A 13,786-nucleotide genomic window follows, 5' to 3' on the forward strand; every position below is an offset into this window, starting at 1 on the left:
GCCCCGGGGCCGGCCCTCCCGGGGGGGGGCGGCGCGGCCCGCCCCGCCCGCCCCCCGCCCCGAGCCCGGCAGGGGCCTGCGGGCAGGGTCGATCTGCGCGCGGGCTCCCCTCAGCAGGTGATGGTGACCTCGTGGACCACCGGCCTGGCCGTCCAGGGGAACGAGGCCACGCCGAAGGTTCCGCGGACGGTCGAGCCGCACGGGACCGTGCTGACCAGCCCGTGTACCTCGAGGTTCGAAGAGGCGAAGATGACCGGCTTGGTCTGGGTGGCGGGTGTGGTGCCGCCGACGACCTCCACGGACAAGGTCGTGAACAGCTCCTTCGCGCCGGGCGCCGGGCTACCAGGGGAGGGCGGGCCGGCGAGCCCGACCGTGCCGTAGAACTCGACGGTGGTACCGGAGATCTCGGCGCACACCCGCGTGGCCAGACCCGCCTGGAGGCCCGAGTTCCCGCAGGAGGTGACGGTTTCGCTGGTGTCGGTCTGAGCGACGGCAGCGCTGGCAGGAGTGATCGCGTATATGGCCAGGCTCGCGGCACCGGCGGCAAGCAGTGCTAAACGATTCATCGGGCTCTCCTCATCATGAATCACCGTCCAGGGCTCCTCCCCGGCGGTGCGTATGACATGTGATATTTCACATGTCATTAGAACGCGAGATGAGGGAGACCTGAACTCCCGGTGGCCGCCCCATGACACTCTCGACGGCCAGCGCGGTACGCGACGTGGCGCCCGGGGACGTGGCCCCCAAGTGGCCGTCGGACCCGCGACGGACCAGGGCGAGGCATTCCCGTACGGCGCCTTCTTCGGCGACCAGGGCCGCCACGACCGCACCCTCACCACGTTCTTCCTGCTCGCCCGTACGGACCTGGCCCCGGACCTGACCTCGGATCTCGGGCCGGCGCCCAGCTGGGCACCCGCAGCCGGCATGCCGGCCTGCGGGGCCAGACCATCACAGGCTGGCGAGGAGGTCCTCCAGCGGGGCGGGCACCTGGTCGGGGGCGAGGGCTTCGACCAGGAGGCGGCCATAGCGGATCTTGCGGCCCTTCTTCGTGCCGATGAAGCGCCGCAGTTGCTGGTGCCGGGGCCGGCCGTGCTGGGCGGGCTGCCGTACGAAGGTCTGCCAGGCGCGTAGCTCGTCCTCGTCCTGGACGATCTGCTCGATCCGCGCCGGGCCCAGCGCACGGATGAGCTCGTCCTCCAGGTCCGCCGTGCAGACGAAGACGCCCGGGCGCGGCGCCCAGGCCGGGTTGAGGCTCCGGTCGAAGAATGGCTTCTCGCGCTCGTCGCACAGGCCGATCAGGCGCAGGCCGAGACCGGACGGCCCGAGGAGCCCCGCGTAGCGGCCGACGCTCATCGCCCCGCCCATCGGCACCACGCACACCCCCTCGGCCGCCAGGTCACGGCCCCGCCCCGCGGCCAGCGCCTCGACGGCCGCGAGGTCACTCAGCCCTTCCAGCAGGACCGCCGTGTGCACCCCGAGGAGCTCCGCTTGCTCCCTCGCCGGCCCGCCGGAGCCACCGGCCGCCCAGGCTGTGACCGTGTCCCGGAACATGCGTATGTCGACCATGCCAGGGAGTCTGCTACGTCCACCGACGGCGTCGCACGCGATATTCGGCTGCGCGCGCACGACAGGCGTCGAGCCGAAGCCGAGTGGAGAAGTGGAGGCAATCGCGGTCGGGCGGCCCTGCAGACCGGCCGGCGTGTCGGCCGCCGACGCGCGGACGGGGGTGGCGGCGTTCACCTGGTCGGGCCAAGCGAAAGCGCCCGGCTGCCGCGAATGGCCCAGCACCGGAACACCTGACAGGCGCGAGTCGGATGAGATGCCTAACGTCGATGCCAGACACATCGGTTTGCCAAACGTGTGGAGACGTCATGCCCCATCGAGGCCGCTGGCTGGCGGGCGCCTGCGTAGGTACGGTTGCTGCCGCCCTGCTTGCCACCGGGGGCGCCCTCGCCACACCGCCGCGTGAGGATTCCGGCGGTGACGACGGCAGTGAGGTCGCAGTGGGTGCCTATCTCCACTACGGCTCGCCCGGCGTCGACAGGATGCAGGAACTCTCGCGCTGGCTCGGGGGTGCAGAGCTGCGCGCCGGGCACACCTACCTGCCCGGCGACACCTGGTCGAACATCGAGGGGGCACCCGATTCCTTGCGCAGCTGGGCACGGTGGCGCAACGCGAGAGCCGATCGGCTGTTCGTCCTGAACGTGCCCATGCTGGAGGGCAACGAGGCCGGCGTCCCTGACCGCCAGGTCGCCGAGCTGCTCCGCTCCGGCGCGCAAGGCGAGTACGACCACCACTTCCGGCGGCTGGCCAGGCGTCTGGTCGCCCTCGGGGTCCCGGACACGGTGATCGTGCTCGGCTGGGAGATGAACGGCTTCAACTACACCCACCGATGCCGGCCCGACCCCGAGAGCTGGAAGAGGTACTGGCGGCGCATCGTGGGTGCCATGCGCTCTGTGGAGGGGGAGCAGTTCCGTTTCGACTTCGCCCCCAACCGCGGCGGTGACGCGATCGCCTGGACCAAGTGCTACCCCGGCGACGACGTGGTCGACGTCATCGGCATGGACTCCTACGACCAGCCGCCCGGCCACACCTTCGAGGAGCAGGTCACCCAGCCCTACGGACTCCAGCAGCAGGTCGACTTCGCGAAGGCGCACGGCAAACAGATCTCGTACCCGGAGTGGGGGCTGTTCCGCAACGGCGACAACCCCCAGTACATGCGGGACATGCTGGCCTGGATCGACGAGCAAGAGCCCCTCTACCACAGCATTACGGACTACTGCCCGCACGGTGTGTGGCAGTGCAGCCAGAACCCGCGCTCCGCGCGAGTGTTTCGGGAGTTCCTGTCCCATAGGTAGGGCCGTCTGCTCGTCATGCTCTGATGTCCTCGACGGGGCGGCGATTACCCGAGGGGTAATCGCACCGCCCAGCCTCCTCAGTTACGTTCTGGTCATCGCTCACGCCCCCGGAACGAAGGAGCCCGTGGTGTCCGCTTATGGCTTCGCTCATCTGCGCAGTCGCCGGAATCACTCGGACGTCTTGCAGTACCTGGAGCGCATCCAGGCAACCCTCGACCCCTTCGCGGGCCGTTTCGTCATCCACGGTCCGCCGACCGAAGTCGTGGAGGGGACGTGGCCCGGCAGCATGGTGCTGATCGAGTTCCCCAGCCTGGCCGAAGCCCGTGACTGGTACGGCTCTCCCGCCTACCGGGCCATCCTGCGTCTGCGTACCGACCATGTCGAGGGCGACTTGCTGCTGATCGAGGGCGTCGGGCCGAACTACGACCCGGCCGAGCGTGCTCGCACCTTGCGAACAGAAGCCGGGCGAGCGGGCCGGTCGGCGACGTAGTCCTGGCAGCCGCCACTTCAGGCCTTGCGACGGATCGCTCGCCGTTCTTCCCCACTCCGCCACTGTCCGAGCCGCAAAGGCATCGGCCGGCCGGCCCACCCCGGAGCCTCACGCAGCGTGGGGAACCTGCGCCAGGTACCCCCGGAGGGGGTGACCGTAGGCGCGTCTCGGACGCGTTACGGAACTGCCACAGCGTTGCGTCCCGAAGAACCGCGCAGGACGTGGTGCTGTGTTCACCGATGCGCGCCGGTGTCGGACCGGTCGTGAACCTCGGGGAGACCTCATGCAGTACTCAGCAGGCGTCGGCCGGACCGCAGCAGCACTGGTGGCAGCGGTGGCGGTCACCGCCTTGGCGGGGGGCTGCACTCCCTCCGGGGGCGACGGCGCGATCGCCAAGCCCTCGGGGCCGCCCGTGGCGTCGGCGTCGCCGACGCCACCCGCCGGCTCCTCCTCCGTAGGAGGAACGAGCGGCGGTGCCGGCCACACCGCCCCCAGCGCCTCGGCACCTGCCGCGGGCGGCGGCGGGAAGCCCTGCACCGCCGGCCAGGTCAAGGTGTCCGCCGCCCACCAGGCCGACGTCCGGCCGACGGGTACGGGAACGGGAGCCGCCCTCGTCTCGGTCACCAACTCATCGGCGCACGCCTGCACCCTCAGCGGATTCCCGACGGTCGCCGGAGCCGGCAACGGCTCCCCCGACCGGAACGCCCCGCTCGCCACCACCCACACCGGTTCGGCCTCCACGGTGTCCCTGGCCCCCGGCGCCCGAGCCTGGACGAAGCTGACCTTCGTCAACGTCCAGGGCGAAGCCGACGGCTATTGCGTATCCGGCGCCACGCCCGTCACCTTCCCCACGCTCGTCCTCGGCGTCCCCGGCGCGGGCTCGCATCAGATCGCCATGGACGACGGAGTCCTCGCCGAGTGCGACAACAAGGTGACCGTCACCGCCTTCTCGTCGGCCAAACCCTCCTGAAGGCAGCCCACCAGGGCGAGAGCCACGGACCTCATGGCCGGGGCGGCAGTCTGCCCCTGGCGGGGGCCGTCGCGTCAGCGGATTCGCCCGAGGTCGCGCGCAGGGCCCGTTACCCTCTCGGACGGCTTCAGGTGTCCGATCCGGCGGTCTACCTCCCTTTGCTCACCCACCCCCATCCCCAGGTCCGTGCCGACGCGCTTTTCGCAAAGGGGTGTTCGTCAGCGACTCGGTCCCTGACGGCCACGGCCGGCGCGTCCGGGTGTGCGTGGTGCCGTAACTCCGCCGGGGAGCCACCTAATCGGCTGTGCCGAGTCGCGCTGCCATCCGTTGGCGCGTCCAGGTGACGAAGTTGTCGCCGGGACTCGCCAACGGCACGTCCGCCAGCAGAGATTCGATCTCCTCCTTCGGAGCGTCGTCGACCCGAAGGAGGATCTCCACTCTCTTGAGCGGCACGAGTCGCACGACCGGCAAGGCCGGGTGACGACACTCTTGAAGGAGATTGCTGCGGTCGAGAAGGTGAACGATCTGCGGGATGACCTCATCGTGCAGGACCGCCGCCAGTGCCTCGCCGCAAACGTGGCTGTTGTCCACGCGCAGGGCCCACCGCTCGCGGAACGGCACCGCGGAGTCCGGAGCGTGCGCTGCGTGAAGCGGCGGGATCACGCTGCCGGCCAGCACCGCGGGGCCGAAGGCGATGGGGGATCGGGCCCCACCGTTGACCGAGTACCGGTCGATCCACTCCCAGTACGGCGCCGGCACGATGCGGTAGCCGACCTCGAAGACGGCCGCATCAGGGTCTACGTAGTGACGGGCGAACCCGAGGATGGCTTGATCGCCATTGCTGGCGGTGAGGCGGAAGGTGCGGCCGGACCTCTTGAAGCCGGCGGCTTTCATTACAGGGGCCAGGTGCTGCTTGACCAGCAGGTCCAGCGCTGTCATCGATGCTTTCCTCGTTCTGCGGGGTGTGGACCTGAGACCGGAATTGCCTGGAGGAGTTCGTGAGGGAGGCGGCCAGGCCAGCCCGTCCCATGGCTCGGTCAGCTCCTCCAGCCGACAACAATCACGACGACCGTCACAACCCCCATGTATTTGCAGGCCCTGGCTTCGACTGGCAATCATGCGGCACGACCCCGGCGGGGCGGCCTGGCGGTAGTCGGTCGTGGCGCCTCAGACAAGCTTGAGTACGCGTACTCATGCGCACCCCTCGGCCGGCTTGGCAGGGTGCGGCCATGACGCAGGTACTCCCCGAACCTTCGCCTCGACGCCGATGGCCCTGGTCGAGCAAGACGACTCGTGCGAAGGACGTGTCCATTGGCATCGTGCTGTTCCTGACAGAGGCCGTCGTCTACGTGGGGAAGGGCTTCGGCGACGGCCTGGAGGTATGGGCTGCGCAGGGGGACGAGGCGAGGATCGAAGCGTCGCGAATCGCGAGCCTCGCTTGGACCGAGCACTTCCTCGTCGTCGTGCTGGTCTTCGCCGGGCTCGCGGCACTGACCCGCGCACCGTGGACAGTGGTCCTGCAACTCGTGGCGGCCGGAGCCGTGGCCGCGCTCCTCGCGCTCGCGCAGCACGACTACGACCGTACCCACCCACGTCCTGCACCCGTCCCGAGCGCCGGGTACTCGCCCTGTTACAGCGGCAGCGGGAGGTGCAACTGATGTGACCTGCTCCGCCAACTCGGCTGCTCGATCAGCCTCCCGCAGCGTTCCCGCCCGGCGCCACCGTACTCAGTACAGCTTGTTCACCGCGGTCCGCAGGGTGTTCTTCCAGGCGGCCACGGGCGGTTCGCCCCAGTAGCTGGACCACAGGACCAGCGTGACCGTGTCCCCGTCGCGGCCCACACCCCACAGGTAGTTGAAGTCGGGGCGCTCGTGGGCGTTGGCGTTGAAGGTGTGCATCCCCTGGAGGGTGGCGCCCTCCTCCACGTCCACCACGCCGTGGTCATAGGCGGTCGCGGTCACACCGGGCTCCTGCGGGTCGTTCGCGCAGTCGGCGTAGTTCTGCCGGGTCGCGTCCGCGAACGTGATGGCCTCGGCCTCCGTGGGGAAGACCACCACCTTCTGCTGGGCGTGTGCGGTCTCGGCGGTGGTGAAATCCCGGTTCCAGACGTTCACTTCGGGGCGCTCCGCCGGCCAGCCCGCGAGGCAGTCGTACGACTCGCCTCAGCCTCGCGAGACCGGGGCGGCGCGCCACGACTCGGTTTTGGGCAGGTCGGAGATGTACAGGGTCCCCGGCCGCGGCCGCCACTGGTCGGCGTCCGCGGCCGAGCCCGACGCCACCCCGACCGCCAGCACCGCGGCTCCCACCACAGACAAACACCACCAAAGGGGAGTCACGTGCGATCGCCGGGAGTCCCGCGCCGGGGAAGGCGCGCTCGGCAGGTCGGCCGTAACTCCCGGCGGGCCAAGGCGGTGTGGGTCTATTCTGCCCGCCATGATCGACTGGAACAGCATCGAAGCCGCAGCCTGCGCCGTGCCCGCCGACCGCCCCATGGAAGAACTGGTGCGCGGACTCTCCCACGCCCTGGCGGATCCCGATCCGCTGATCCGGGACGGAGCGGCCTACTCCGTCCTGTCGACCTGGATAGACCGCGGGGTGATCGACGAACCCCGGCGCCTGGCGCTGGGAGACGAGATGGTCGCCCGCTTCTGCGACCGGGAGATCCAGGCCCGCACGTTCGCTCCCCTCGTGCTCGACATGCTCGTGGGCAAGGGGGATCTCAGAGCCGACTGGGTGGCCGCGTTCGAGCGGTGGTACCCGAACGAGAGGGACCTGCGCGGCCACGACGAGAAGCTCGGCTGGCTCCACGCGGTTGCGCACGGCGCGGACCTGCTGGGCCGCTTCGGGTGCCACCCCGAGGTGGCACCGGTACGGATGCTGGACCTCGCCGCCGCCCGGCTGACGGCCGACACCGATCATGTATTCGATCAACTGGAGGACGACCGGCTGGCAATGGCGATCGCCCGTATCCTCACCCGGTCCGACATGAGCGAGCGCGACGCGACGACCTGGCTGGACCCGATCGGCACCTGCTTCGGAGCCGATCGCATCAGGACCCCGGTCCCCGCACACCTCACCAACTGCCTGCGCACGCTGCGGATGCTCTACGTCTTCGCGGACCGGGGCGTACGGCCCAACGCCGCGTCGGAGCCACGAGCCCTTCACCACCATGAGGCGGTCAAGGCTCACCTCGCCGCGGTCCTCGATCTGATCGTCAAGCGGTGACGGTGACGGTGACGGTGACGGCGACATGCGGCTGGGCTCGGCCGTTGCGGAGATGCCCTCGGCCGACCCCACGCCGCGATCAGCGGCATCCGCGATCGCTGACCCGCTCGTCCTCTCTTCCGCAGGCGGGCAGTCAGAGGCATCGTGTTGCCTGTGAATGACGTTGCGCTCTACTTCCCGTACGTCAACTTCCCCGACGACGCCTGGGTCAAGGCAGTGGCCCTGCACTGGCCGCAGCTTGGGCGGATCCACCCGAGGGGCTACTACGGCCTACGCGACTCCGACACGGTCAAGCGTCTCCAGGACGAGCTCGACTTCATCGTGGACGTGAGGCCCAAGGTCAGCGGCCCGCGTTGGATAGGCGACGACGTCGTGGCGAGAGTCGATCCTGTGAGTGTGAGTGCCCGTTGGACCGGATCATTGGGCATTGAGGATCAAGTGGATGTGCTGTTCTTCGACTTCCTCGACAGATACCAGGATCAGATGATCCCCCGGTACGGGGCCGATGCGCTCGGTATTGAATCCCTGCGCACTCGGGACATCCATGACGAACTCCTGCCGCTCGACCCCCGCTTGCAAGAGGTTCATCCGGGCAAGATGACTTACGGTCTCGCGCAGCGGTTGGCGGAGGTCGGACTGCTGGTGTCAAGGAGCTATCAGTGGCGCCGCGCAGATGACGGGAAGGTCCTCCACATAGGCGACCTGGCGATGCACCGCCGCTTGGCCGGCGCCTATTTGGCGATCCTCGCGGACGTGGTCGCTCGGGAGAACGGGATGACGCCGGTCACCGATCAAGCGCCGTTCTGTGCGGCCCCCTTGGGTTGGACGGTCGAGGCCATGGCACAGATCCTGCTCGCCGACGAGCATGAGCTTTCGGCTGAGGGCCCGACGGACTCCAGTCACATGTTCGCGGTACTGGCCCTGCAAACCGTCGTCCCCCGGGACCTGGCCGAGGTACCCGTAGAACGGATCATCGAAGCGCGGCGGAGGCTGCTGCCGCAGCTGATGCGCTATCGCGAGTTCCTCGACTCGCTCACACCGGACTTCGTCGAGATCAGTGCGGTGCGAGACCACGAGGTGAGGGCGGCCAAGCTGCGCAACCATGTGGAGAGCAAGATCGCGCAACCGCTCGAGGCGATGGAACGTGAGCTCGGCCGGCTTGGCCTACAGCCTGTCCGAGCCGCCCTGAGTCTTCAGACGCTCGCACCATCGGCGGCGTTGGGCGTACTGGCCGGCACTGTTCACCTGCCGTCCTCCGTCACCAGCGCCGGCGTGGTTGCGGGGTGCCTCGTCGGAGCGGCAACCAGTGCCCTCGACCAGCGAAGGCAGGTGCTCGCGGGCCACCCCGCCAGCTACCTGTTGAACCTACGGAGCGAGCTCGGCCCCTCGGACGCCGTCGCGCAGATCCGCTCTGCCATCCGGCGGGCGGCACCTCCACGGCGACGCCGGGGCCGGCGCAGGTGGGCACGTCGATGACGACCCTCTCCCGGGTGGAGTTCCCCTGCAGTCAGTCCTGACCTGGCCGCTCAGAGCCGGCCCAGTTCCTCCCTCAAGTCGGCCAGCCCCAGCGAGCCGAGCGACAGCGCGGCCATGTGCCACCGCTTGAGTTCGAAATCCGCGCCCTGCCGTGCCCGGGCCGTCTCCCGGCCCTGCAACCAGGCACGTTCGCCCAGCTTGTACGTGATCGCCTGCGCCGGCCGGCCCAGGTAGCGGACGATCTCGCTGTCCAGGTACGCCGGCGGGCGGCCGGAGTAGCGGCCGAGGAACTCCCGGGCCAGGGCCGGGGTCCAGCGCTGACCGGCGGCGAACGGCGAGTGCGCCGGGATTTCGAGGCGTAGGTGCATGCCGAGGTCGACCAACACGCGCAGCGCCCGCATCATCTGGGCGTCGAGGTGGCCGAGCCGGTCCTGCGGCTCGGTGTAGAAGCCGAGTTCGTCCATCAGGCGTTCCGCGTACAGCGCCCAGCCCTCGGTGGTGGCGCTGATCCTGCCGACCATCGTCTGGTAGCGGGAGAGGGACCCGGCGACGACCGTCCAGTGCGCCAGCTGGAGATGGTGGCCCGGCACCCCCTCGTGGTACCAGGTGGACACCAGATGGTGGGTCGGGAAGCGCGTCCGGCCGAGCGTCGGCAGCCAGGTGCGGCCCGGGCGGGAGAAGTCCAGCGAGGGCTGGGTGTAGTACGGGGCGGCCGCGCCGCCCGGCGGTGCGATCCGGGACTCCACCCGCCGGACCGGCCCGGCCAGGTCGAAGTACGTCCCGTCCAGCGCCTCGACGGCCTCGTCCATGAAGGTCTGCAGCCACACCCGCGTGTCCTGCACGCCCTCGACGGCGCGCCCGTGGCGGTCAAGCCAGGCCAGCACCTCCCAGGGGTCGTCCACCCCGGGTCGGATCCGCCGGGCCTCGGCTCGCATCTCGGCGAGCAGCCGGTGGAACTCCGACCAGCCGTACCCGTACGCCTCGCCCGGATCCACCTCGGCGCCGGTATACATGCGGGCGAAGCGGGCGTAGCGTTCGCCGCCGACCGCGTCCGGCTGGCCGTCGACCAGAGCGGCGTACACCCGGGCGAACCAGTCGCGCAGCTCCGCGACCGCCCCCGTGGCCACCCGAGCCGCCGTATCGACCTCCGTACGCGGGCCGGCCTCGGGGGCGCCGGCGGCCAGCGGGCCGAAGCCGCCCGTCCGCAGCCACTCGTCCAGCTGGGCCATGTTCTCGGCCACTTGACGGGGCGCCGCAGGCAGGCCTTGCCCTACGCCCACGCCGAGCGACGCCCGGTAGCCCGCCAGTGCCGCCGGCACCGCGTTCAGGCGCCGCGCGACGGCCCGCCAGTCCTCTTCCGTCGCCACCGGCATCAGGGAGAAGACCTTGCGTATCTGGTGCAGCGGCGAGGAGAGGTTGTCGACCGCACGCAGGTGCTCACCGGCCTCGAACTGTGCCAGCTCCGCCCCGAGCCTCTCCTTCAGGAGGTTCGCGCACCGCCGCTCCACCTCGCTGTCCGCGCCCGGCGCCCGCTCGACGGCCGTGAGCCGTGCAAGGGTCGAGCGCGCCAGCTCGGCCAGGGCCTGCCGGCCCTCCGGCGAGAAATCGGGGAGCGCGCCCGAAGCGCCGGGCACCCCCAGGGCGGTGCCGACGATCGGATCGAGCTCGACCAGGGCATCGACGTAGTCGTCTGAGATCCGACGGGGCAGGGCGTCCGATTGGTTCAGCACCCCGAGGGCCTGCCCGCCCCGGACAACGGCCAGTCCCGCCACCCCGCAGGATGACCGGTATCGGATCGCCCCTGGCCCGAAACCCCGAGTGCGCGCTCCGGCGGGGGCACGGGTCCAGGTCGCCTGCCCGGGCGCGGTGGAGTTGGGTACACCCCCGCCGGGGGGCCAGATGCAGTGGCCGCGGCCGCCCGGCCCGGCATCGTCGTCTGCGTAGGGACACGAGCAGACGGGCGGGATGGTCATGGAAACGGTGGCGGTGGACGGCGTGGAACCGGCGGGGCGCGGCGGGCTGTGGGGTGCGGCGGGGGTGTTCACCGCGGTGGCCTTCGTGGCGGCCGGGGTGTTCGGGGCGGCGCAGGCGGGGACCGGTGTGCCCACCGAGGTGGTGCAGCTGACCCAGTTCGGGCCGGCCGTCGGGGTGGGCGCGGTCGCGCTGTACCGGGGGAAGCGGACCCGCGAGCTGCTGCGGGGCGGGGGTGGACGTGGACCCGGCGGCTGGGTGGCCGTCCTCGGCACGGCCGCTCTCATCGTCGCGCTCACCGTGCTCGTGTACGGGGTGACCTCGGGCGGAGTGGGCTTCACAGGTCCCGGAGCCCTGCACCACCCGTTGGTACTGATCGCGGCCGCGCAGCTGCTGGGGGCGTGCGGCGAGGAGATCGGCTGGCGCTGCTTCCTCCAGCCGCTGCTGCGGACCCGGTTCGGGACGCTGGGCTCGTCGGTGGCGGTGGGCTCGGTGTGGGGTGCCTGGCACGTACCGGTCTTCGAGCAGGCCCCGGCCTACGCCGCGGGATTTCTCGTCGCCACCGTGGCCATGTCGGTCGTGCTGGGTGTCGCGCTCGACGGCACGGGCGGTCCGTACCGCCTGATGCTCTCGGGCGGCTTCCACACGCTCGTCAACCTCGGGCTGCTCCTCTTCATGGACGAGGAGTCCGGCGCGGTCCTCCCGATGCTCTGCTTCGGGCTCTCCTGCCTGGTGGTGGCCATGGCGTGGGTCGGACGGCACGCACTGGCAAAGGTGACGGCACCGGAGCCGGAACCCGCACCCGGACCCGCACCCGCACCCGCACCGACTACCCTGCACAGGACATGAGTTCGATCACCTCCCGCTTCCTTACGGCTTCCCGCCGGGGCCTGACCGCCGTCGGCCGTTGCCAGCTGGCCGGCCTGTCGGGCCTGGCGGTGACCGTCGCCGGGGCGGGCGTCGTCGGCGCGCTGCTCCTGCTGCCCGTCGGCCTCGGCCACCGGCTGCTGCCGCCGGCCGCGGCCGCGCTGCGCCGGTGCGCCGACCGCGCCCGCGTACGGGCGGCACACTGGTCCGGGGTGCGGATCAGCCCGCCGGGTCCGCTCCCGCGGACGGCGGGGGCCCGCGCGGTCCTGGCCGACGCGGGGTTCTGGCGGGACCTGACATGGGCGTGGCTGGAGCCCCTGGTCGGCGGTCTGCTGGTCGGCGTGCCCCCGTCCCTCGTCGTGTACGGGGTGTTCGGTGCGGTCGTCCAGCCGTTCGTGTGGCGGCTGCTCGACGACGGGAACTGGTACGCCTTCGTCCCCGTGCACAGCCCCGTCCTGATGCTCGCGGCGCTGGCGCTGGGCCTCGTCTTCACGGCCGCGGGCCTGCGCCTCGCACCCTACGTCCTGTGCTTGCACGCCCGCTGGAGCCGGCTGCTCCTCACCGCACCACGAAGTGCCGAACTCACCCGCCGCATCGAGCAGTTGACGGAAACGCGGACCGACGCCCTGGACAGCAGCGCGGCCGAACTCCAGCGCATCGAGCGAGATCTACACGACGGGGCACAGGCACGGCTCGTCGCTCTGGGGATGCGCCTCGACAGCGCGATGCGCCTGCTGCACCACGACCCGCCGGGCGCCCGCGCCGCGCTGCTGGAGGGGCGCGAGCTGTCGGCGCGGGCCCTGAAGGACCTGCGCGATCTGGTCCGGGGCATCCAGCCGCCGGTCCTCACCGACCGTGGGCTGGGCGACGCCGTGCGCTCCCTGGCCCTCGACAGCTTCCTCGACGTGCACGTCGAGGCCCGCCTGGGCGGGCGGCTGCCGGCCGCGGTCGAATCCGCCGCCTACTTCGCGGTCAACGAGCTGTTGGCCAATGCGGCGAAGCACTCCGGCGCCGGCCGCATCGACATCGTCCTCGCACAAGACATCGTCCTCGCACACGACGGCGACCCGGCGCTGCGCATCACCGTCACCGACGACGGGTGCGGCGGGGCGGATCCCGCCCGGGGGAGCGGACTGCTCGGCGTCCGGAGGCGATTGGCCACCTTCGACGGGAGCCTCGCCCTGCACAGCCCGCAGGGCGGACCGACCACAGTGACCCTGGAGATACCGTGCGCGTCGTTCTTGCCGAAGACCTCTTCCTCCTGAGGGACGGCCTGGTCCGCACGCTCGAGGAGCACGGCTTCGACGTGGCCGCCGCCGTGGACAACGGTCCGTCCCTCCTGCGGGCCCTGTTGGAGCAGAAGCCGGACGTCGCGGTCGTCGACGTACGCCTGCCGCCGACCTTCACCGACGAGGGCCTCCAGGCGGCCCTCGAAGCCCGCCGGCACCATCCCGGTCTGCCCGTCCTCGTCCTCTCCCAGTACGTCGACCAGCTCTACGCGAACGAGCTCCTGGCGAGCGGCGACGGTGGTGTGGGCTATCTGCTCAAGGACCGGGTCACGGACACCGGCCAGTTCGTCGACGCCGTACGCCGCGTCGCCGCCGGCGGCACCGTCCTGGACCCGCAGGTCATCTCCCGGCTGCTGTCGCGCGGCGACGCCCGGGGCACCATCTCCGCCCTCACCCCCCGGGAACGCGACGTCCTGGAACTGATGGCGGAGGGCCGCTCGAACACCGCCATCGCGGGCGCCCTCCACTTCAGCGAGAGCGCCGTCGCGAAGCACACCGCGAGCATCTTCGCCAAGCTGGGCATCGCCCCGTCCACCGAGGACAACCGCCGGGTTCTGGCCGTCCTCGCGTACCTCCGGCGCTAGCGCTGTGGCCGGAAAGGTTCACCGGGTCGCGGCGCCCGGCACGGCGCCTCGCCGTG

The 13,786-nt window shown here is 70.8% G+C and carries 15 protein-coding genes; 9 read left to right on the plus strand and 6 right to left on the minus strand.

What is annotated here, in order from left to right:
- Positions 1–110: 110 nt before the first annotated feature.
- Both ACFWBF_RS35695 and ACFWBF_RS35700 read right to left on the minus strand, forming a co-directional pair.
- Positions 111–566: a hypothetical protein gene (locus ACFWBF_RS35695; protein WP_385609004.1), complete on the minus strand. Its 456-nt coding sequence runs from the start codon at positions 564–566 to the stop codon at positions 111–113.
- A 382-nt stretch (positions 567–948) separates the two neighbouring features.
- Positions 949–1,566 carry a TOPRIM nucleotidyl transferase/hydrolase domain-containing protein gene (locus tag ACFWBF_RS35700; RefSeq protein WP_385609005.1) on the minus strand — a complete coding sequence of 206 codons (618 nt, stop codon included), beginning with the start codon at positions 1,564–1,566 and terminating at the stop codon, positions 949–951.
- A gap of 305 nt (positions 1,567–1,871) precedes the next feature.
- Between ACFWBF_RS35700 and ACFWBF_RS35705 the strand changes: the two genes are divergently transcribed.
- The 3 genes from ACFWBF_RS35705 (at position 1,872) to ACFWBF_RS35715 (ending at position 4,318) form a co-directional block, all read left to right on the plus strand.
- On the plus strand, positions 1,872–2,858 hold the full coding sequence (locus ACFWBF_RS35705) for a glycoside hydrolase family 26 protein (protein ID WP_385609006.1): 987 nt from the start codon (positions 1,872–1,874) through the stop codon (positions 2,856–2,858).
- A 127-nt stretch (positions 2,859–2,985) separates the two neighbouring features.
- Positions 2,986–3,348, plus strand: coding sequence for a DUF1330 domain-containing protein (locus tag ACFWBF_RS35710; protein WP_385609007.1), 363 nt, complete (start codon positions 2,986–2,988; stop codon positions 3,346–3,348).
- Between the two features lie 283 nt (positions 3,349–3,631).
- On the plus strand, positions 3,632–4,318 hold the full coding sequence (locus ACFWBF_RS35715; RefSeq protein WP_385609008.1) for a DUF4232 domain-containing protein: 687 nt from the start codon (positions 3,632–3,634) through the stop codon (positions 4,316–4,318).
- Between the two features lie 294 nt (positions 4,319–4,612).
- Here the strand turns inward: ACFWBF_RS35715 and ACFWBF_RS35720 are convergent, their stop codons facing one another.
- Positions 4,613–5,257 (minus strand): hypothetical protein, encoded by a 645-nt coding sequence (locus ACFWBF_RS35720; RefSeq protein WP_385609009.1) that lies wholly within the window; start codon positions 5,255–5,257, stop codon positions 4,613–4,615.
- A 290-nt stretch (positions 5,258–5,547) separates the two neighbouring features.
- On the opposite strand from ACFWBF_RS35720, the gene ACFWBF_RS35725 reads away from it, so the two are divergent.
- Positions 5,548–5,976, plus strand: coding sequence for a DUF6234 family protein (locus ACFWBF_RS35725; RefSeq protein WP_385609010.1), 429 nt, complete (start codon positions 5,548–5,550; stop codon positions 5,974–5,976).
- A gap of 69 nt (positions 5,977–6,045) precedes the next feature.
- On the opposite strand, the gene ACFWBF_RS35730 is transcribed toward ACFWBF_RS35725, so the two are convergent.
- On the minus strand, positions 6,046–6,432 hold the full coding sequence (locus ACFWBF_RS35730; RefSeq protein ID WP_385609011.1) for a hypothetical protein: 387 nt from the start codon (positions 6,430–6,432) through the stop codon (positions 6,046–6,048).
- 48 nt (positions 6,433–6,480) lie between these two features.
- On the minus strand, positions 6,481–6,627 hold the full coding sequence (locus ACFWBF_RS35735; RefSeq protein WP_385609012.1) for a hypothetical protein: 147 nt from the start codon (positions 6,625–6,627) through the stop codon (positions 6,481–6,483).
- 124 nt (positions 6,628–6,751) lie between these two features.
- Here ACFWBF_RS35735 and ACFWBF_RS35740 point away from each other — a divergent pair, with 124 nt between their 5' ends.
- Positions 6,752–7,543, plus strand: coding sequence for a DUF2785 domain-containing protein (locus ACFWBF_RS35740; RefSeq protein WP_385609013.1), 792 nt, complete (start codon positions 6,752–6,754; stop codon positions 7,541–7,543).
- 153 nt (positions 7,544–7,696) lie between these two features.
- The gene (locus tag ACFWBF_RS35745) at positions 7,697–9,019 is read left to right on the plus strand and encodes a DUF6236 family protein (protein WP_385609014.1); all 1,323 of its coding nucleotides are present in this window, start codon (positions 7,697–7,699) and stop codon (positions 9,017–9,019) included.
- Between the two features lie 50 nt (positions 9,020–9,069).
- Here the strand turns inward: ACFWBF_RS35745 and ACFWBF_RS35750 are convergent, their stop codons facing one another.
- A complete protein-coding gene (locus ACFWBF_RS35750) occupies positions 9,070–10,749 on the minus strand; it encodes a DUF885 domain-containing protein (RefSeq protein WP_385609015.1) in 1,680 nt (559 codons plus the stop codon).
- Positions 10,750–10,984: 235 nt separating this feature from the next.
- Between ACFWBF_RS35750 and ACFWBF_RS35755 the strand changes: the two genes are divergently transcribed.
- Genes ACFWBF_RS35755 through ACFWBF_RS35765 form a run of 3 tightly spaced genes read left to right on the plus strand, consistent with a single transcriptional unit; the run spans position 10,985 to position 13,730 of the window.
- Positions 10,985–11,839, plus strand: a complete 855-nt coding sequence (locus tag ACFWBF_RS35755; RefSeq protein ID WP_385609016.1) for a CPBP family intramembrane glutamic endopeptidase — start codon at positions 10,985–10,987, stop codon at positions 11,837–11,839.
- On the plus strand, positions 11,836–13,122 hold the full coding sequence (locus ACFWBF_RS35760; protein WP_385609017.1) for a sensor histidine kinase: 1,287 nt from the start codon (positions 11,836–11,838) through the stop codon (positions 13,120–13,122). Before ACFWBF_RS35755 ends, ACFWBF_RS35760 begins: the two co-directional genes overlap by 4 nt.
- Positions 13,086–13,730 carry a response regulator gene (locus tag ACFWBF_RS35765; protein WP_385609018.1) on the plus strand — a complete coding sequence of 215 codons (645 nt, stop codon included), beginning with the start codon at positions 13,086–13,088 and terminating at the stop codon, positions 13,728–13,730. The genes ACFWBF_RS35760 and ACFWBF_RS35765 overlap by 37 nt, the downstream gene beginning before the upstream one ends.
- Positions 13,731–13,786 lie beyond the last annotated feature (56 nt).

The sequence above is a fragment of the Streptomyces sp. NPDC060028 genome (assembly GCF_042736725.1).
Classification (GTDB): Bacteria; Actinomycetota; Actinomycetes; order Streptomycetales; family Streptomycetaceae; genus Streptomyces.

Excerpts from the sequence above, each read along its gene's own strand:
- ACFWBF_RS35700 (WP_385609005.1), bottom strand. The coding sequence starts at position 1,566 with ATGGTCGACATACGCATGTTCCGGGACACGGTCACAGCCTGGGCGGCC.
- ACFWBF_RS35695 (WP_385609004.1), bottom strand. The coding sequence starts at position 566 with ATGAATCGTTTAGCACTGCTTGCCGCCGGTGCCGCGAGCCTGGCCATA.
- ACFWBF_RS35705 (WP_385609006.1), top strand. The coding sequence starts at position 1,872 with ATGCCCCATCGAGGCCGCTGGCTGGCGGGCGCCTGCGTAGGTACGGTT.
- ACFWBF_RS35760 (WP_385609017.1), top strand. The coding sequence starts at position 11,836 with ATGAGTTCGATCACCTCCCGCTTCCTTACGGCTTCCCGCCGGGGCCTG.
- ACFWBF_RS35720 (WP_385609009.1), bottom strand. The coding sequence starts at position 5,257 with ATGACAGCGCTGGACCTGCTGGTCAAGCAGCACCTGGCCCCTGTAATG.
- ACFWBF_RS35725 (WP_385609010.1), top strand. The coding sequence starts at position 5,548 with ATGACGCAGGTACTCCCCGAACCTTCGCCTCGACGCCGATGGCCCTGG.
- ACFWBF_RS35715 (WP_385609008.1), top strand. The coding sequence starts at position 3,632 with ATGCAGTACTCAGCAGGCGTCGGCCGGACCGCAGCAGCACTGGTGGCA.
- ACFWBF_RS35755 (WP_385609016.1), top strand. The coding sequence starts at position 10,985 with ATGGTCATGGAAACGGTGGCGGTGGACGGCGTGGAACCGGCGGGGCGC.
- ACFWBF_RS35740 (WP_385609013.1), top strand. The coding sequence starts at position 6,752 with ATGATCGACTGGAACAGCATCGAAGCCGCAGCCTGCGCCGTGCCCGCC.